This is a genomic window from Myxosarcina sp. GI1, assembly GCF_000756305.1.
GTDB lineage: Bacteria > Cyanobacteriota > Cyanobacteriia > Cyanobacteriales > Xenococcaceae > Myxosarcina.
In genome coordinates, this window is record NZ_JRFE01000019.1 from 179597 (window position 1) to 197774 (window position 18178).

At 40.7% G+C, this 18178-nt stretch carries 14 protein-coding genes and 1 pseudogene; 3 read left to right on the top strand and 12 right to left on the bottom strand.

Annotation, left to right across the window (positions count from 1 at the left end; translation table 11 throughout):
* Positions 1 to 88: 88 nt before the first annotated feature.
* From KV40_RS14935 to KV40_RS14950, 4 genes are all read right to left on the bottom strand, one after another.
* Positions 89 to 292, bottom strand: coding sequence for a phycobilisome linker polypeptide (locus KV40_RS14935; protein WP_036482993.1), 204 nt, complete (start codon positions 290 to 292; stop codon positions 89 to 91).
* Between the two features lie 304 nt (positions 293 to 596).
* A complete protein-coding gene (gene apcB / locus KV40_RS14940) occupies positions 597 to 1082 on the bottom strand; it encodes an allophycocyanin subunit beta (RefSeq protein WP_036482998.1) in 486 nt (161 codons plus the stop codon).
* A gap of 116 nt (positions 1083 to 1198) precedes the next feature.
* Positions 1199 to 1684: an allophycocyanin gene (locus tag KV40_RS14945; protein ID WP_036483000.1), complete on the bottom strand. Its 486-nt coding sequence runs from the start codon at positions 1682 to 1684 to the stop codon at positions 1199 to 1201.
* A gap of 669 nt (positions 1685 to 2353) precedes the next feature.
* Positions 2354 to 5053 carry a phycobilisome rod-core linker polypeptide gene (locus KV40_RS14950; protein ID WP_036483003.1) on the bottom strand — a complete coding sequence of 900 codons (2700 nt, stop codon included), beginning with the start codon at positions 5051 to 5053 and terminating at the stop codon, positions 2354 to 2356.
* A gap of 294 nt (positions 5054 to 5347) precedes the next feature.
* Between KV40_RS14950 and KV40_RS14955 the strand changes: the two genes are divergently transcribed.
* Positions 5348 to 6430 (top strand): class I fructose-bisphosphate aldolase, encoded by a 1083-nt coding sequence (locus KV40_RS14955; RefSeq protein WP_036483006.1) that lies wholly within the window; start codon positions 5348 to 5350, stop codon positions 6428 to 6430.
* Between the two features lie 104 nt (positions 6431 to 6534).
* On the opposite strand, the gene KV40_RS14960 is transcribed toward KV40_RS14955, so the two are convergent.
* From KV40_RS14960 to KV40_RS14980, 5 genes and pseudogenes are all read right to left on the bottom strand, one after another.
* Positions 6535 to 6747, bottom strand: a complete 213-nt coding sequence (locus KV40_RS14960) for a type II toxin-antitoxin system HicA family toxin (RefSeq protein WP_036483009.1) — start codon at positions 6745 to 6747, stop codon at positions 6535 to 6537.
* A 2-nt stretch (positions 6748 to 6749) separates the two neighbouring features.
* Positions 6750 to 6944 carry a type II toxin-antitoxin system HicB family antitoxin gene (locus KV40_RS14965; protein ID WP_036483135.1) on the bottom strand — a complete coding sequence of 65 codons (195 nt, stop codon included), beginning with the start codon at positions 6942 to 6944 and terminating at the stop codon, positions 6750 to 6752.
* Positions 6945 to 7020: 76 nt separating this feature from the next.
* A pseudogene (locus tag KV40_RS37315) lies at positions 7021 to 9749 on the bottom strand (DNA methyltransferase).
* Positions 9750 to 9907: 158 nt separating this feature from the next.
* Complete coding sequence (locus KV40_RS14975; RefSeq protein ID WP_036483011.1) at positions 9908 to 10246, bottom strand: hypothetical protein; 339 nt, start codon at positions 10244 to 10246, stop codon at positions 9908 to 9910.
* Positions 10247 to 10534: 288 nt separating this feature from the next.
* Positions 10535 to 11296 carry a TIGR00297 family protein gene (locus KV40_RS14980; RefSeq protein WP_036483014.1) on the bottom strand — a complete coding sequence of 254 codons (762 nt, stop codon included), beginning with the start codon at positions 11294 to 11296 and terminating at the stop codon, positions 10535 to 10537.
* Positions 11297 to 11337: 41 nt separating this feature from the next.
* Between KV40_RS14980 and KV40_RS14985 the strand changes: the two genes are divergently transcribed.
* On the top strand, positions 11338 to 11556 hold the full coding sequence (locus KV40_RS14985) for a hypothetical protein (protein WP_036483016.1): 219 nt from the start codon (positions 11338 to 11340) through the stop codon (positions 11554 to 11556).
* Between the two features lie 10 nt (positions 11557 to 11566).
* Here the strand turns inward: KV40_RS14985 and KV40_RS14990 are convergent, their stop codons facing one another.
* Positions 11567 to 12037 (bottom strand): hypothetical protein, encoded by a 471-nt coding sequence (locus KV40_RS14990; protein WP_036483138.1) that lies wholly within the window; start codon positions 12035 to 12037, stop codon positions 11567 to 11569.
* A 325-nt stretch (positions 12038 to 12362) separates the two neighbouring features.
* Here KV40_RS14990 and KV40_RS32185 point away from each other — a divergent pair, with 325 nt between their 5' ends.
* The gene (locus tag KV40_RS32185) at positions 12363 to 16265 is read left to right on the top strand and encodes a PAS domain S-box protein (protein WP_052055653.1); all 3903 of its coding nucleotides are present in this window, start codon (positions 12363 to 12365) and stop codon (positions 16263 to 16265) included.
* 391 nt (positions 16266 to 16656) lie between these two features.
* On the opposite strand, the gene yccX is transcribed toward KV40_RS32185, so the two are convergent.
* Positions 16657 to 16929 (bottom strand): acylphosphatase, encoded by a 273-nt coding sequence (gene yccX, locus KV40_RS15000; protein WP_036483018.1) that lies wholly within the window; start codon positions 16927 to 16929, stop codon positions 16657 to 16659.
* Between the two features lie 44 nt (positions 16930 to 16973).
* Positions 16974 to 18113 (bottom strand): metallophosphoesterase, encoded by a 1140-nt coding sequence (locus tag KV40_RS15005; RefSeq protein ID WP_052055654.1) that lies wholly within the window; start codon positions 18111 to 18113, stop codon positions 16974 to 16976.
* Positions 18114 to 18178 lie beyond the last annotated feature (65 nt).

Genomic DNA, 18178 nt, shown 5'->3' on the forward strand with positions numbered 1-18178 from the left:
CTTACCCTATCAAAAGTAACAGACAAAAAATAAAAAGAGGTCGCGATCGACCCCTTTGATTAAATTAAATTTTGTAATGTAATAAATTTTATGATAAGCCCGTGTTCATTCCTTGCTTGCCCGTAGCTAGCTCTACTTTCATAATTTTGCCGCCCATTTTCATGATGCGCTGCTGTTCGCGGAACCAGTTATCGTAGGGAACGAGTTTGGTAAAGTAGGTGTTTTGTAACTCTCTTTGCGTACGAATCCTGGACTGGCTAGGAACGCAAGCAGTAACTTTAAACATTCTCATAAGTTTTTCTTCTCCTATTTTTCTTAATTAAATTATTTTCTTTTGGGATACCAAGGTTAAACCCTGATGAAAATTATGGTTTTTGTAAATTTGTCAAAAAATTCTACCGATTGTCATCATTCCGCAGCGTTTGATGACCTAAAAACGCTAAAGTTCGGGAGTCAAAAGTCAATACTAGATCGTCAAAACTTATTGCCGACCGATGCGATCGCTTATCCTAAGCTTCATTAGAACTAGCACTCACTCTAGACTTCCCGAACCAACGCGACTACTATTTATGAACGACTTTCAAACCAGGTTTAGTTTAGCTCAAGCCAGAGCAAATGTAGTCAAAGTAAACGCCCATTTCTTTACCAGCATCAGCACCAACTAAGCTAGCAGTTACTTCTTTCATAGCCTGGATGGCTTGAACTGTAGAAGAAACAGGTACGCCTAAAGAGTTATAGGTTTCTTTCAAACCGTTGAGTACGCGCTCGTCTAGGATCGAGGGATCGCCAGCCAACATAGCGTAAGTAGAATAGCGAAGATAATAATCCAAGTCGCGGATGCAGGCTGCATAGCGACGAGTAGTATACATATTTCCGCCAGGACGAGTAACATCAGAATACAGTAGAGATTTAGCTACTGCTTCTTTGACAATACTCGCTGCATTAGCACTGATTACGCTGGCTGCACGAACGCGCAGTCCGCCAGTTTGAAAATAGTTTTTGAGCTTGTCCATGGCAGAACCATCGAGATACTTGCCTTGAACGTCAGCGGAATTAATAACAGAGGTAATTGCGTCTTGCATAATTTTATTTCCTTATCTTACCTAGTCTTAAATGCTTTAACACCGATAAGTTAGTGTATCTTTTTTAGAATTTGCGATCGATATTTTGAGTTAGTTTGGTTAACAGCAACTAAATGCTACTGCATAGCCCCAATAACGTAGTCGAAGTAAGAAGCTGCTTCGTTTTGGTCGTCAGCCGACATCATCGAAGTTGCTACGTCTTTCATTTCACGAATGCTTTGAGCCATAGCACCGACATCGGTTCCAAGAGATTTGTACATCTCCCGCGCACCAACCAAACCAATTTCTTCAATAGGAGTAACGTCTCCTGCAACTACACCATAAGTGATCAGACGCAGGTAGTAATCCATATCCCGCAAACAAGTTGCTGTCATTTCTTCACCGTAAGCGTTACCGCCTGGAGAAACAACGTCGGGACGTTTTTGAAATAGTCGATCGCCAGCTTGCTTGACAATGCGTTCTCTAGACTCGGTTAGAGTTTGAGCGATACGCAGACGGCTTTCGCCAGTAGTAACAAAAGACTTGATTCTTTCTAGTTCGCCTGGGCTCAGGTAACGAGCTTCAGCATCGGCATTCACGATTGATTTCGTGACAATACTCATCGATGGATTCCTCCCAATACAATGAAATCAAATAATGGATGAGCTACCCCAAGAGATAGTGTTTCTCAAACAAGGTTTCCAGCTTTTTATTTTTACTCTATATGACCTACTTGAGTTGTAGTTTTAGAGTAATAAAGCTAGCCGAACAAATCTAACTAACTTTAGCTGGTTAAACCCCTCAGATTTTAGATTACTCTATTTTGCTAATTAGTTTTTAACTTTCAGCTACAAAATAGTATTGCAGTTAGTCAAACCGAATATATCAAAGGTAGCCATTACATTAACAAACTTTTACATAAAGACAAGTTCATTAATCAAAGTTGCTTTAAGTTAGCTATATTTTTACAGATGCGATCGAGTAAGCGATCTGGTACAGACTAACATTCGAGCCAATTGTTGAATCGACCCAACTCAATTATTTTGCGATATTTGGTTCTAAAAAGCTATTTTTTCTTAACAAAAAATAATAATCTTCTTCAGAAACGAGGGACGAAGCGATCGCCTCAGCTATAAATTTTAAGTAAGGCAAAAGAAAAATCCTCTACTTCCTCACTTTAGTAAAAGAGTAGCATAAGCTATCTATGCCAATTGATAGCGGGTGACGATGAGTAAAACTCACCATCCCCATCTCTAACAATTGCCAATCGCTAATTTATCAAACAAATACCGCTAAATTTTGAATTTAGTAGGTCCAAAGCTAGGAATGACAATATCGTCGCTTTGCTTGGTCAATCTTTGATATAGCTTCTCTGTGTTGGGGAAATTGGCTGCGGGTAAGGTTGGATAGCGACGATAGGGAACGGTATCTTCGCCAAATACCTGTAGGTATTCCATACAGTTGACCATCGCACCGACAAAAGCGCGAATTCCCTGAGAAGCCAAAATCTGGTTGTATTTTTGGATTTCTTTCTGGTTTAAAGGAGCGCGTCCTAAGAAATGCTTGGTTCCTAATTCGATCGCTTTAGTGTTGGGATAAGGAGTATAGAATTCTCGAATGTATAGTTCGGAACAACCCAAACCTTCAATAAATTCTTTAACGTTAATTTCTCCGTTACCCAGACGACTTTCTAAAATTGAGAACTGAGTTTGCACTACATAAGGATTGATGTCTCGCTCGAAAATCTGACGATAAGCTGCGGCGATCGCATTTTTTACAGCTACCTTATCTACCGTAGTAGTGAGCTTAAAGATTTTCTGCTGTTCCCGTTTGGCTCTTACACCTTGCTGAATGCGTTGTTTGACTTCAGGCTCGGTGCGGCTTGTAGAAACCTGTCCGAGTTCGACAAAGCGAGGAGTTTCTACTTTCTCAACTTTCGCTCCAATTCCCGATTCGATCGCGCCAGGACGGAATTTACGCAACTGTACGCCCGCAGGTGTTAAATAACGCTCGTAAGGAACGGTATCTTCGCCAAAGGCTTCGACGTACTCGGTGCTGTCGATCATCGCATCGACTACAGCATAGAATCCTTTTTTCGATGCCAGATCGAAGTAAGAGTTCATCTCTTTACGACCATAAGTAGGACGACCCAAGAGGCGACGATGCATGTATTCTATAGCTTTAACTACATACAAAGAAGACCAATAGAGATTACGGAAGACATCAGATTTGGCTAAAATCTTGATGAACTCGCGAACGCTGATATCGCCGTTTTCCAGCTTAATTTCTGCTTGTTTTAAACGCTGTCCGTCATAAACATCTCGTCCGAATACCTGACGATAGCAGGCGCGTATTACAGCTTGAGTAGTGCTTTCGGCATATTTTACGCTACTGCCATTACTCGCTCCTGGTAGTTCGTTGTTGAGACGAAATACCTTAGCTCCCAAAGATCCTGGGAATTTTCCTCTCGCGCCAGGATTGCTATTTTGGTTGTCAATACCCGCACCTCGGTGAATTAACAGACGCTTGGTGTCTTTATTAAACGGTGCGGGACTAGTGCTGGGATTGCGAGTTTCTTTCGGGAAAATTGCCCCAAACTGAATTTCTAGCGGATCGTTGCCCGAACCATAAACATGTTGGTCTGGTAGAGGGCGATTATACTGCGCGAAAGTAGTAACAAATTGAGGAACTTTACGATAGGGCGCGCTGTAGTTAAACAGATCTTGCTGCATGCCCCAGTTGCGACACTCTTGGGCTTCTTGTCCCAAACCGCGTAGGTAAGGAACCGTTTCTTCCCCAAAGTAGTCAGCGTATTCTTTAGAATCTACTAAAGCATCTACTAGAGCCGATAGTCCACCTTCAGAAACGATAGAGAAATAATCCTGTACTTCTTCGCGAGAGGAAGGACCGCGACCTAGTATGTGACGAAAAGCCAGTTCTAAGGCGCGACTATTGATAAACGGCTCGAAAAACTGTTTGCGGTATAGAGGCGATTTACACAAGCGGCGCACGAACTCTTTCATCGAAATATCGCCGTTTTTAACCTGGGATTCCAGATAAGAAATAGACTGTCCGTAGGCGCGAGTAATGTCTCGCTCGAAAATCTGCCTATAGGCTGCCTTAATTACTGCCAGTTTTTCGCTGGTAGATAAACCAGGCTTCATGACAAACTTTTGTCGTCTTTCAGAAGCATTAAAGTAACTTTGAGGTAACTCCAAACCCTGCAAATCGCTTGAAGGACGCTGACGCAGTTTGGTTGAAGGTGTGGGTGCTTTAAATTCTTTGATTACTAAATCGAAATAACGAGTAATGATTTCTGTACTTTCTTCGTCTCTTTGAAAGTATTTTTTAGCCGCCGCTCGCATTTCCTGTAGAGCTACTACTGTAGCATCAGTAGAACAGGCATTTTCGATTACTTCCCTCAGTCCTCTGACGTTAACTGTCAAAATGTTTGGATCGCCCGCCACGATCGCGTAGCTGATATAACGCAAAAACCATGCCATATCTCGCAAAGATTTTTGCATATTGCCAGGTCCGTATTGACTGACGCTTATCGGTCTAAAACCTGGCGGCACTGGACCCGAACCACCGCTAAATAAGGAGCGCAAAGAACCGAAAATACCGCTGCTATCGTTTTTATCTTCTTTTTTTTCAACATAAGATATTACTTCTCCCTGGACATTGGTATTGCCGCTGGGAGAAGCCACAGCCATTTCTTCTACATCTTCTGGTTTCTCTAAATAAGACATAGGAGAACCGCCAGAAAAAATTCGATTTGCCGCCCGAGAAACGATTAGGTCGGCGTTGTTGGTTATAGTTTGGGCAATTTCCAAGCGTTTTGCCCCAGATTTATAATATTCTGTTAATTCTCTAAGTTCGCCTCTTTCTAAGAAACGGTCTTGCTGTTCTGCTTGCAGAATTGTAGATACCGTAACTGTTTGATAAAGTTGAGGACGGGCTAATGAACTGCCACCACTTGCCGTTACACTCATGTGATTTTAATTATCGTTTTTACTTATAGTTCAGCTTTTAGATTAAAACTTTTCGCGCTTTCTGAGGAGATTTATTAAGAAGTATGTACTATATCGTTAAATTATCTTTACCAAAAAAAATCCAAAATTTTGTCAATACTTTGTTTACAAATATTTAATTTACTGCTTTTTTACTAACTTCAAATCGGCTCTCAGCACTCTTAGAAACTATACTAAAAAAATATTAGATAAATAAACCTTTTGCCATAATAAATGGCGTAAGGATCGAGATTGTTAGAATAATAACCATTTCTTATGACTGCTACTTTTTCTGCACCCAAATCCATTGCTTCCTGGCTCGGAGATGAAGCCGAAAATTTGCTAACTTATGAAGCAAAAGTCTCCCAAGAGATGCTGCACTTACCAGGCGCTGATTTTGTCGATCGCATTTTTAGCAAAAGCGATCGCAACCCTCAAGTATTACGTAGTTTGCAACAGCTATACTCTACAGGCAGATTGGCAAACACGGGATATCTATCTATTTTGCCCGTCGATCAAGGTATCGAACACTCTGGCGCAGCTTCTTTTGCACCAAACCCAATTTATTTCGATCCAGAAAATATTGTTAAATTAGCACTGGAAGGCGGTTGCAATGCCGTTGCTACTACTTTGGGTGTTTTGGGTATGGTGTCTCGCAAATATGCCCACCATATTCCCTTTATCGTCAAACTCAATCACAACGAACTGCTAACCTATCCCAACGCTTCGGATCAGATTATGTTTGGCAGCGTCGAACAAGCTTGGAACTTAGGCGCAGTTGCCATCGGCGCGACGATTTATTTTGGTTCGGAAGGTTCTGCCAGACAAATACAGGAAGTTAGTAAAGCTTTTGCCCGCGCCCACGAACTAGGCATGGCAACTATTCTCTGGTGCTATTTACGCAATAATGCCTTCAAACAAGATAAAGACTATCATTTAGCTGCCGATCTTACAGGACAAGCCAACCATCTAGGCGTAACTATAGAGGCAGATATTATCAAGCAAAAGCTACCCGAATGCAATGGGGGTTATACCGCAGTTGCTAAAGCCACTGGTAATAAATACGGCAGAACTCACGATAAAGTGTATAGCGAACTAACTAGCGACCACCCGATCGATTTGACTCGCTATCAGGTTCTCAACTGTTATGCAGGACGTAGCGGTTTGATTAACTCTGGTGGTGCTTCTGGTGACAATGACTTTGCTACTGCCGTTCGTACTGCGGTAATTAATAAACGCGCAGGGGGTTGCGGTTTGATCTCTGGTAGAAAAACCTTCCAGCGTCCGATGGATGAAGGGGTCAAACTATTCCACGCCATTCAGGATGTTTATCTATCTGAAGATGTGACTATTGCTTGATATTGCTTGATGTAGTTTAGGGCGAATGAACTTCGCCCACTAACGTTATTTATTTCTAGTTGTACTTAAATCGATCTAAAAATTGCTACAAATACGATCGCTAGTTATAAAAGCTGTTTAAACTCTTCAATTGTCAAACCAGCATCTTTAACAATTCCAGCCATTGTATAAGCATTTACAGGATTGGCTCTAGGAATGACAATAACGCGAGTGTCGTTAGTCATGGTAATATGTTTACCCTGTCGCACGATTCTAAAACCAGCTTTTTCAAAAGCCTTAACGGCTCTTTGGTGATTAATACCTGGAAGCTTTGGCATAGTTATCCTACTTCCACATATCGAGCATCTGTGTCTTTATTCAATTCCTCGACTGTCGCTAAATAAGCACTGATCGCATCTTTAATATTTTCTAAAGCCTCTGCTTCTGTTTCTCCCTGCGACCAACAACCAGGTAAACCAGGACACCAAACTGCATATCCTTCTTCGCTTTGTTTTAGTCTGACTTGGTAACGCATAAATTTTAAACGATATTTGTTTTTTCTTAGTACATAAATTAATTTTAGTGGTCTACTGATATGAAAATCGCAGTAATTAATAATCAGGAGATTCTGCACCGATGACTTTTTCACCTTGTTGTTCTTTCTCTGCAAGTTCTAAATTTAGTTCTAGAAGTTTGGCTAAGATATCATCTTGTTCTTTAAAACCGTAAGCTTGCATCACTAATTTATCTAACTGTTGATGTAGCTGATAGAGTTTACTTGCTGGTTCGTGAAAGTATTGGTTATAAAGTTGCGTAATGCCCCACTGTTTTTGTTCCATTTGTTGCGAGCGGTATTAATGTAGTTCGATCGCTTTATTGCGGATTTGCTGGATTAGGTTTTTCGTTGGGGCAGTTCGCGAACTGTCCTTACGGGGCATTTGCGGAAAGGGAAAGGTTTCAAAACAAGTTGTGTTTGTGTATCGCGTTCTATCTTCTAAAGTAGAACTTTGCGCTTGTACCCATAGACGATGAATATTAGATGTAAGAATGCCTAAAACATAGTAATCATCCGAAGCTACAACTTTTATTGTTCTCGCAGGTAGCCAACTAGTATTACAAGGAACAAAAATACACCATTTAGATACCTCTGAAACCATAAAGCAATAAGACAAAGTTGATAATGCTTTTCTCATTCCTGTTCTTATGCCTTCATATTTCCACCAATAAGTTTTTAACTTATCATTACGATTATCTTTCCTTTCTACAGGAATAGTAGATTTTAGCCATTCAAATGGAAGTTTGTATGAGCTTGCTTCTTCAATTGACATATTATTGAAATCAATAATCCATCTTGCAGGGGTGAATTTAGGATTTTGTGTTAAGTTTTCACCAATTAAAAGCAGCTTTAGCACGTTTTTATTTTTTTCTTCCTCTTTAGTCGATTGTTTATATTGTTCATCCGTAATAATAAAACCATCTCCGTTGGGTAAGACTCCTGTAAAACACTTATTTTTATTAGCTTTTATTTTTATTGTCTTACTAACATCTATAGTAGTTTTAAGAGATGAGTTTATACTATCTACTTCGCTGTTATCTAAGTAACATTTTTTAGGTTTTACTTTACTCCAATTAACAATGCTGACATGAACTTTAGCTTCTCCAGACCATGTTTGGCTAGAAATAGCTTCATTTATATAACCACCATTTTGTATGATGTAATCCAAAGTTGCAGTTTTACTTTGTCCTTGACTAATTGAATTCGTTCCTACAAAACCAACTCTAGTGTTATCAATATTGTCATGGGCAACCCGAAACCAATAGCTGCAAAAATCCACCTGTCCCTTGACATCAGGAAATTTTTTAAATACTTTTTCTGTATACTCGTTTCCGAATTCCGAACGTAAGCGATATCCACCCAAAAAAGGAGGGTTGCCGATAATAGCGTTAGCTTTTACCCAAGGAGTAAATAAAGCATCGGTGCAAACGATGTTTTTATCTAGAGTATCGAGAGGTAATTCTGGTTCGGTTAGTTCCAAGCGATCGATCGCCACTTTTTTAGCAATAGTTAGAGTAACTTTAGCCAACTCTACCGCAAAAGGATTGATATCCATGCCGTAAAACTGTAGCGGTGTTACCAAACCCATTTGCACCTGTTGTTTGAGAGTTTCGGATCTACGGCGTTCTGAAATTTTATTCAGTAGTGACTTTTCTATTTCTTTCAATTCTTGATAGGCAATATATAAGAAATTTCCCGAACCACAGACAGGATCGAGAACGCGATAGTTTTGCAATTCTAGCTGTAGGGAATTTAGTTCGGAAATGCTGTTAGCAGCTTCTATCTTTTCGTCCCAATAATTACTAATAGTCGGTTTGACGATTTTCATAATGTCCGCTTCGGAAGTGAAGTGCATTCCGTAAGCGTGACGTTCTTCTTTATTCGCCGTCCCCTCAAAAATGTTACCAAAAATAGCAGGACGAACTTGCTGCCAATTTTCTCGCGCTGCTTCGTCTAAACGCTTTAATTCTTCCTTAGTCAGTTCGATGGGATGAATTTTGGCAAACAATCCCCCATTAAAATAGTCTACCCCTTTATATCTTCCTGCGGGCGTAACTCCACGTCGATTCATCTGCTCGAACAGTCCCCCAAAACATCGTAAGAACTTTGACCGTTCAAACAGTCCCGAACGCAGCTAACAAACATATCCTGGGGTAATAAGCCGCGATCTTCGGCAAACATCGCTAAGACGCACTGCAAAACCAATCTTTGAGCGTCGGCAACGCTAAAACCTGCCCGTTCGCCTCGTTCTTTAAGAATTTCGCACAGTTCCCCCATTTTACGAGCGGTATTTTGGGTAACTTCTACCTGATTATTACGAAAGACAGGAGTTTGAGGCTGCAACCCCATAAAGCCAAAAGCAGAGGCTCGTTCGGGTAGAGTATTTATGGCAATAACGTCTACAGGTTCGTCTACTTGATTATCAAAGTCGTAGATCCAAAACTCATCAAAATTACACAGCATGGCGTAGCGAGGACGATTGGGAACTATTCTCGTCCAGTAATTAAAAGCCTGACGATAATGTTTGCCTAAATCTTCCCCTTGTTTCTTCATTTCGATTAATACGCGGGGCTTCCAGACTAAATCGGCAAAACCAGTTTTACCTTTTTTGCTTCCTTTTCTTATTGCAACCTCGTATTCCGCCCCCGCCTGTAATGCACCTGAATGACCAAAAGCACGAAAAAAACGATCTAGAAATATTTGCGCTTCGCTTTTCTCTTTTCCAGTAATAAATTGCAGACGATAATTAACAAACTCTTGCAGACTTTGAGGAGTAGCTACCATAAAAATCGTGGATAACTGACTCTCTCAAAGTTCCCCTTCGAGAATTAGGATCTATAAACAAATCTACGTGATTTCAATTTATATTTCACAAATCACGCCAAAAATTCATTTTTTTACGTAGGTATTTTCTTTTAGAGGTTTCCTAAAAAGCTTACTTCTTATTCACCGCAACAGCGATCGATACCCAAACTGTCTAAAATCAGATCGCTGACGGCATTAGCGATCGCAAATTCGCTGTAAAAACTCCGACTAAAATCAAAAGCCTGCATTTCGGTAATAATTGCAATTACCAGCGAACCTAAATCGTTTTCACCTTCCAAACGTTGGCGTACAAAAATTTGTGAGGCTCTAGAAGCAATCTTTTCATTAATTGTTTCTGGGATAAACTCAGTATCCAACCAGTTGTGCAAAGACTGTTTGAGCCATTGGGCTTCTACCTCTGGATTCTGTACGGGAGGTAAAATAACTGGAGGAATCGGTTGGGCAGATTCTGTCATCGGTTTTTCAATCGCTATCTTAAATTAATTGTAGCTAGTACCGCTACGCGGAAATTAAAAGTTAAAAGTTAAAAATTAAAAGTCAAAAGCTTTACATAACAAGATTTTCAAACGGTTGCTTTATTTACGCATTAGTCTACTAGCTCTCGATCGCTCTATCGTTCATTATTTACAGCAATTATTAATTAAATTGATTTAATTTAGGAAACAGGTAATAGGCAACAGTTAATATTAATTACCGTACTCTAGTTTTTCTCAATTCTCTTGTTTCTCGCTACTCAAAACTTTCTAGCCAATTGTGTAAGCATAAACAACTGCCAATCCGATAGCGGCGATCGCGCCAATAATAGTATTAATAAAATTAACTATTTCATTAGTCAGCCAGGCAAACTTGGGTTGTAGTGTCGCACCAATTAAACTTTCGATAGTGGTGGCAATAAATGCGGCGATCGCACACCAGACAATACCAATAGGCTCGATAAGTCCAATCACCCAGGCGACAATAGCAATAACTAACGAAGCTACTACACCAGCGATGGTACCTTCCCAACTTACTGCCCCTTCCGTACCCTGGGGAACGGGTTTTAAAGTCGTAACTAAAAAAGTGTGTTTGCCATAAGCTTTGCCTATTTCGCTAGCCGTAGTATCGGAAAGCTTGGTAGCAAAACTGGCTGCATAAGCCAAAATTAATAATTCTTTAACTGGAGAGGCGAAAAATAAACTCAATATGGCGCAGATAGCTGCTGTCAGTGCCGATCCCCAAACATTTTCGGGACCCCGCATTCCAGAACGTTTTTCGGCTATGCCTTTGGCTTCTTTTTGCTTCATCCCCAGGCGAGTCATTAGCGAACCAGCTAAAAAATAAAACATTACTACGCTGTATCCCCGCCAGCCCAAAGTTGCCCAAACTATTACTCCCAAAACCCAGGCGTGAATGTAGCCAGCTGGAGTTAATAACTTTTTCGGCAAAATCCAGGCGATCGCCAAAAGGAGACTATTTAAGGCTAGAGCAAGAAACCAAGGATTATACCAATTAATTTCAGTCAGCATTTTAATTACAATAAACTACGGCAATCTTTTAGCTAAATCTTATGTCTATTTCCAAAGCCGAAGCCAAACAACTTTTAGAACGGATGATTTTTGATGACCAACATCCCCAACAGTGGGTAGAAGATGTTTGGGGTATAACGCCAATTTTAGGAGACAGTGCGGCAAAATTACTAGAAGTTTATGAAGCATTGATTGAATGCTGTCCTGAAGAAAAACTAGACAATCTGGTGCAGTCTTATTTACAGCAAAAAATGCAATAGCATCTTATTTCTATTTAAAGTCTCCTGGTCGCGATCTTAGCCAACGCTCTCCTTTTAGCTGAACGATCGCTAATTTTGCAGGTTCGTTACCTACCGTACCAGAGAGATGTCCTCGATGCCCTTCTACGTCAAGTTTGGTATTCTGGTCGCCACCAAAAGAAACCTCGCCTACTCCCATCTCTACTCGTACACCGTCCATAGTTTCGACAAACCATTTCCCAGACAGAGGAATAATCCACTGCGGCTTGGGGTTTTCGTGCCATTCTCCTATCCATCCTACAGGCAGTTCGGCAAAGATTATTTTCGCCTCGGCAGTAAGCAAAAGGTCATTCCACTGTGGTGCAGCATCACCCCCCATACTTTGTTGCTGAAAATCGCTTAACTCACACTGAGTTTGATGGCTGATACTCTTGTCGTCCGTCCAAACGTGCCAATAACTTAAGGTGGGTACGGAGCGATCGCTTTCTACAAAATCGCTTATAAAATTATCTCCTCTTGCTGGTTGGCAAAATCCATTAGTAGTTACGAGCAAAATTACCGTAATAACAAGGATTTGGGCTATTATACTAAATTTGCCGATAATTGTTTTGTCCACTAGTCTCAATGAGAAATACTATATTACAGTATCTATAATTTCTGTCGTCGTTTAACGCTCGTGAGATCGAGGTGAATGTCTTGTCGCTCTTCTACAGCTAACTTCAAATGTACTAAATGGAACTATATAGTCGATCTTGCTGATGTCTTAATTCAAAAAGACGGGTAAACTTTAAAAAATCCCCTGTCAGCTTGTTAATATTTTTTAAAATATGGAAAACCAGCAGCTTTCTTTGCTGCAACAAATTTCTCTAGAAGAGTGGAGAAATACACCAGTAAATGTCAAACATTTGTTAATATCATCGCTTACTAATGCAGTTCGCTCAGAAAGCGAAAGCTATTTAGTTCGATTACTAGATGAGATACAGATTGGAATTGCTGTTTGTAATGCGACAGAACAAATAGTTTATCTCAACCGTAGTGGACGTTTGTTACTAGAGAGCGATCGCCCTGCAAAATTCGCTCCAGAGCAATTCAATACTGCCTTTCAAGTTTACTGTCAAGATACTCAAGAACTTTATTCCATAGCCCTACTAAGTACAAAAGCACTAGCTGGAGAACAAGCATTTGCCGATAACTTAGAAATACGCTGCGGCGATCGCCAAATTCCTATAGAAGTTTTAGCCACACCAATATTCGACAGCCATGAGCGAGTAACTTATGCCATTGTTTCCTTTTATAAAATAAGCGATCGCCAAAGTAAAGAATTGGAGCAGCAAATTCAACGCGAACGCGCTCTCAATCGAGTTCTTCAAACTATCCGTAACTCACTTGACTTAAATACTGTATTTGCCACCGCTACAGAAGAAACGGCTCGACTCTTAAAAATTTTACATTGTTGTGTGGTGCAATATTTACCACAACTAGGAGTCTGGCGGCATCTTGCAGAATTTCGCTGCGATCCGAACACTTCAACGGCAATAGGAATTGATATTCCCGATGCAGGAAATCCATTTGCAGAGCAACTCAAAGATTTACAAATCGTACGTATAGAAAATGCCTCCAAGTTAGATGACGAAATTAACCAAAAACTGGCAGCAACTTTTCCTGGAGCCTGGCTGTTAATTCCCCTAACTATTGAAGGTACTTTATGGGGCAGCTTAACAATCTCAACTACACAGCAACCCCACATCTGGCACGATAGCCAAGTAAAAATAGCCCAAGCTGTTGCCAATCAATTAGAAATAGCTATTGGGCAAGCTAATCTCTATCAGCAAGCTCAATTAGAAATAGCAGAACGCCGCCGAGTGGAAATAGCGTTAAGAGAGAGCGAAGCTAAATTTCAAAATATGGCAGCTAATGTACCAGGTGTAATTCTGCGCTATGTGCTTTGTCCTGATGGCTCTGATGCAATAACCTACATTAGCCCAGGCGGTTATAGTCTTTGGGAGATAGAAACTCCGCAGATTCTAGCAGATAGCACTGTACTCTGGGAGATGGTTTACCCTGAAGACTTACAGAGTCTCATAAAATCGATCGAAAATTCGGGGAAGAATCTACAACCTTGGAGTAGTAGCTGGCGAATTATAACACCATCGGGACAGACAAAATGGCTGCAAGGAGCGGGTAAACCTACAAAACAGGCTAATGGCGACATTATCTGGGATACATTAATCCAAGATATAAGCGAACGCATCTTTTCCGAAGCAGCAATTAAGCGAGAAAATGCTTTCCGTCAGCAAATTTTGGAAAACATGTCCGAAGGATTATGCGTCCACTATGAACTGAAGGACGCTCCTTTTGTTCGCTTTACGCTCTGGAATCGTCAAATGCAAGCAATTACGGGTTACACCCTAGAAGAAATTAACCTTCTGGGATGGTTTGATGTCTTACATCCCGATTCAGAAACTCGCGATAGAGCGATCGCAAGTTATCAAAGGATGCTACTTGAAGAAGACCTTTTCGCTGGGGAATGTGAAATTAGGCATAAAGATGGACAACTACGTACAGTCTCAATTTCAGCCTCATTCTTAACAAATCACAATGGACTAACCCACGTTCTACTCATAATCCAAGATATTACCGAACGCAAACAAGCCGAGCGACAATTAATTGCTAGTGAAAATAAATTTCGTGCTATTTTCGAGCGTGCTGCTGTAGGAATTGTTTATGCTTCGTTAGAAAATCAGGGAAATCCAAAAATATTAGCTTGCAATCCTCGTTTTTGTGAAATGCTCGGCTATACTGCTGCGGAGTTATCTCAACTTACAGCCGTAGATATTACCCATCCAGATGACCGAGAACATTTCGATCGACCCAAGTTATTTAGCGGCGAAATTCCCCGCTTTATCTTAGAGAAACGCTATCGTCGTAAAGATGGAACGGTGATGTGGGCTAATACGACTGTGACCATATTAGAAGGTGAACCCGAACAGCCATTAAAAACGGTAACAGTAATTGAAGATATCAGCGAACGCAAGCAAGCCGAAACCGATCTGCGCGAAAGTGAAGCTCGTTATCGACTGGTGACGGAAAATATGAACGACCTGGTATGTTTGCATGAGTTAAAAGGTTCGTATCTATACGTTAGTCCCTCTTGTCAAACCCTGCTAGGCTATTCTCCAGAAGAAATGTTAGGGAAAGACCCCTATAGCTTTTTTCATCCAGAAGATGGCGATCGCATTTACCAAGAACACTCGGATGCGATTAAGGGAAATCCCCAGCCCGTTACTTATCGAATGCGCCATAAAACTGGTAGCTATATCTGGTTTGAAACCCTAACTAAACCAATTAAAGATGATAGCGGTCAAGTTATCAGGTTACAGACAACCTCCCGCGATGTGTCCGAACGCGTTCGGGCTCAACATCAGTTAAAACATGAGGCTCTACACGATACTCTAACAGGCTTGCCCAATCGTACTCTGTTGATGGAACGCTTAGAATTAGCCATTAATCGTGTTAAACGTTCGGAACAACATAGCTTTGCAATTTTATTTCTCGATCTGGATCGATTTAAAATTATTAACGATAGTTTAGGTCATTTGGCAGGCGATCGCTTGCTAATTACTGTCGCTCAAAAGCTGCAAACTATTTTAAGAGCGACGGATCTAGCGGCGCGTCTGGGGGGAGATGAGTTTGTCGTTCTTTTAGAAGACATTGAAGGAATTCAAGAAGCCGTAAATATTACCAAGCGAATTTTTGCCAAACTGCAAACGCCTCTAATCCTAGAAGGACGAGAAGTATATACTACCCCTAGTATTGGTATAGTGTTGGGGGATAGCAGTTATAGACAGGCAACCGATCTTTTGCGAGATGCTGATATTGCTATGTATCGGGCAAAAAATAAAGGAAAAGCTCGATATGAAATTTTTAATACGGAAATGCACGTTCGAGTTTTAGAGCGACTGCATCTAGAAAGCGATTTGCGAAAAGCAGTCGAAAAACAAGAATTTATACTTTATTATCAACAGTTAGTTGACTTAAATACCAGAAAACTTATAGGATTTGAGGCACTTATCCGCTGGCAACATCCCACTCAAGGGTTAAAAACTCCCAAAGAATTTATTACCGTAGCCGAAGAAACAGGACTTATTGCGGCGATCGATTCCTGGGCGCTTCAAACGGCTTGCAGGCAACTGGCAGCATGGCAAATAGCTTTCCCCAATTTTTCTAATCTTAGAGTAAGTGTCAATCTTTCGTCGCCAGACTTACAAACCAAACATTTTCTAGAAAATATCGATCGCATCCTTCAGCAAACTGATTTGGATGGTCAGTTTCTAAACTTGGAAATAACAGAAAGTATGTTAATCGATAATGTGGATTGTACAATTACCTTACTCAAACAATTGCAAACACGAGGCATTCAAATCAGTATTGACGATTTTGGTACGGGATATTCTTCATTAAGCTACCTCCACCGCCTACCAATAAATACCCTCAAGATAGATCGTTCTTTTGTCAGTGCCATGAAAGAGGGAGATAAAAATCATCAAATTGTAAAAACTATTACCGCTCTAAGTAACCAATTAGAAATTGATACGATTGCTGAAGGAATTGAAATACCATACCAACTAGAAACATTAAAGAACCTCGGTTGTAAGTTCGGTCAAGGTTATCTTTTTTCGCAGCCTTTGAGTCAAGCAGAAGCAGAAGCACTTTTGGCTAGTGCAAGCTAGATATAGCAATTCTCGGTTGAATAAGTTACACTTCGGTCTTATCAGACATTAGGCACTAGGCACTAAAATTTGAGTGATTTATTAATCGAATTTTGTATAACTTGTCTACAAGCAAAAGCAATCTATAGCAGCGAACAGAAGAATTACAATACCCTTGTATTAATGAACATTGAACGGTGATAAATGTTAAATGTTGATTGCTCATTGTCCATTGTCAAAAGGTTAGACATTTTCTTTTTAATTCGCGGCGCGTTCCCTAGCGTCGTGAGACAAACAGCGCGTACGCGCAAACGCCATGCCCTGGAGGGCATCGCCGTTGCGGAGCAACGTCGGGAGTCACAGAGCCGCTCTTTTTGACTTTTAATTTTTGTCTTTTGACTTTTGATATAGTTTACCTACGAATTTCAAAACCTTTAAATTCTTCATCATCGGCTAAACATTCGACCTGCAAATCATTAACTACAGCCGATGGTGGTCCCATCTCAGCCCAGGTTAAAAGTTCATTTACTGGCTCTGCTTCTCCTGCAGCCACAATTTCTACCTCTCCACTGGCTAAGTTTCGCACGTATCCAGCAACGCCAATTTGCTTGGCTTTACTTTGAGTAGACATTCTAAAACCTACACCTTGTACCCTACCCGAAACTATTGCTCTAACCTTTTTCATCAACAGTAATTTTAAAATCTAATAAACTATATTAGTCGAACTCTTTATTCAAACAAAACTATAGACTTACCAATATTTCCTAATTTACTTAGCCCACAGAGCTTACTATTTAATCGCTCCAAGCAAAAAGCTTTTTCCTCTGGTTTCAAGTCTGCCAACTCAATGTCGTGCCTCAAAATAATGCCGTTATGTGCTGCGATAAAACGTGGTAGCTGCTCCTTTTTAATTAATTCCAAAGTTTGCATATCGTAAGTCGTGTAGGTAGATAGTGCCTGTAAATCGAAATTAATGTCTACTATAGTTATAGTTTTTTGCGGTGGTAAGCTGCTGTCAAGTAAAGGTCTTATACCCGAACCTAAAATACCTGTATGTAGTAACTGTAGCTTGCCCCGATGACCGGGATAGTAAGCATGGTGATGACCGCTAACGTAAGTATGAACGTTATATTTTTCTAACATTGCCCGTAACCGATCGGCATTATCCATGACTTCCCCAGCCTCGTCACGTCCTACTGCTACTCCATAGAGAGGAAGATGTCCTAGTAAAATTCGCATCTTAGCCTGCTGTGCTTGCCGACTGGCTAAAGTTTTTTCTACCCAAGCCAGTTTATTAGCAGGAATTTTACTGGAAGAACCATCCCATACTAAAAAAAAGATGCCCTGATGTTCAAAAGTGTAATAAAAAGGAAACTCGAAACGGTCTACAAATCGAACCCCAGGATCGTGTTGCGGATCTTGCCAGTATGCCTGAGCTAAATCGCGTTCCTGTTGAAACAAATATTGTCCCTCAATTCCTAAAGCACTAGAAGCATCGTGATTGCCAATTGTAAATCCAAAAGGTATTTTCGCCTGACGTAAAGGTGCAGCTACATGGTCGTCAAATGCTTGCCACATTGCTTTTATCTCTGGTTCTGTAAGCGCAGGATTTTGACCTGCCACCATATCACCTCCACAAAGCACCAAATCTGGTTGCCATAAGGATAGTAGCGCGATCGCTCGATCTATTTCAGGTTCGTAATCGGTAGCTCCGTAGGCACTATTGAGATCGCTAATGACGGCAATGCGGACATCACTACGAGGAGGAACAAAGAGATTTTCTGTATTGGTATTAGTTCGAGCGGTTTCTGAAAGAATGGGTATTCGCCCTATTGTCTGCAAACAGGTAAAACCAATACTTAAAATCATTGCGATCGTAAATAGTTTCAAAAATCGCCATTTGTTCATCTTGAGAGTAGTTAAAGCCAACTAAA

Bases quoted from the DNA above. Each gene is read 5' to 3' on its own strand.
- KV40_RS14935 (WP_036482993.1), bottom strand. From the start codon at position 292: ATGAGAATGTTTAAAGTTACTGCTTGCGTTCCTAGCCAGTCCAGGATT.
- KV40_RS14945 (WP_036483000.1), bottom strand. From the start codon at position 1,684: ATGAGTATTGTCACGAAATCAATCGTGAATGCCGATGCTGAAGCTCGT.
- KV40_RS14955 (WP_036483006.1), top strand. From the start codon at position 5,348: ATGACTGCTACTTTTTCTGCACCCAAATCCATTGCTTCCTGGCTCGGA.
- KV40_RS14960 (WP_036483009.1), bottom strand. From the start codon at position 6,747: ATGCCAAAGCTTCCAGGTATTAATCACCAAAGAGCCGTTAAGGCTTTT.
- KV40_RS14975 (WP_036483011.1), bottom strand. From the start codon at position 10,246: ATGACAGAATCTGCCCAACCGATTCCTCCAGTTATTTTACCTCCCGTA.
- KV40_RS14980 (WP_036483014.1), bottom strand. From the start codon at position 11,296: ATGCTGACTGAAATTAATTGGTATAATCCTTGGTTTCTTGCTCTAGCC.
- KV40_RS32185 (WP_052055653.1), top strand. From the start codon at position 12,363: ATGGAAAACCAGCAGCTTTCTTTGCTGCAACAAATTTCTCTAGAAGAG.
- KV40_RS15005 (WP_052055654.1), bottom strand. From the start codon at position 18,113: ATGATTTTAAGTATTGGTTTTACCTGTTTGCAGACAATAGGGCGAATA.
- yccX (WP_036483018.1), bottom strand. From the start codon at position 16,929: ATGAAAAAGGTTAGAGCAATAGTTTCGGGTAGGGTACAAGGTGTAGGT.
- KV40_RS14950 (WP_036483003.1), bottom strand. From the start codon at position 5,053: ATGAGTGTAACGGCAAGTGGTGGCAGTTCATTAGCCCGTCCTCAACTT.
- KV40_RS14965 (WP_036483135.1), bottom strand. From the start codon at position 6,944: ATGCGTTACCAAGTCAGACTAAAACAAAGCGAAGAAGGATATGCAGTT.
- apcB (WP_036482998.1), bottom strand. From the start codon at position 1,082: ATGCAAGACGCAATTACCTCTGTTATTAATTCCGCTGACGTTCAAGGC.
- KV40_RS14985 (WP_036483016.1), top strand. From the start codon at position 11,338: ATGTCTATTTCCAAAGCCGAAGCCAAACAACTTTTAGAACGGATGATT.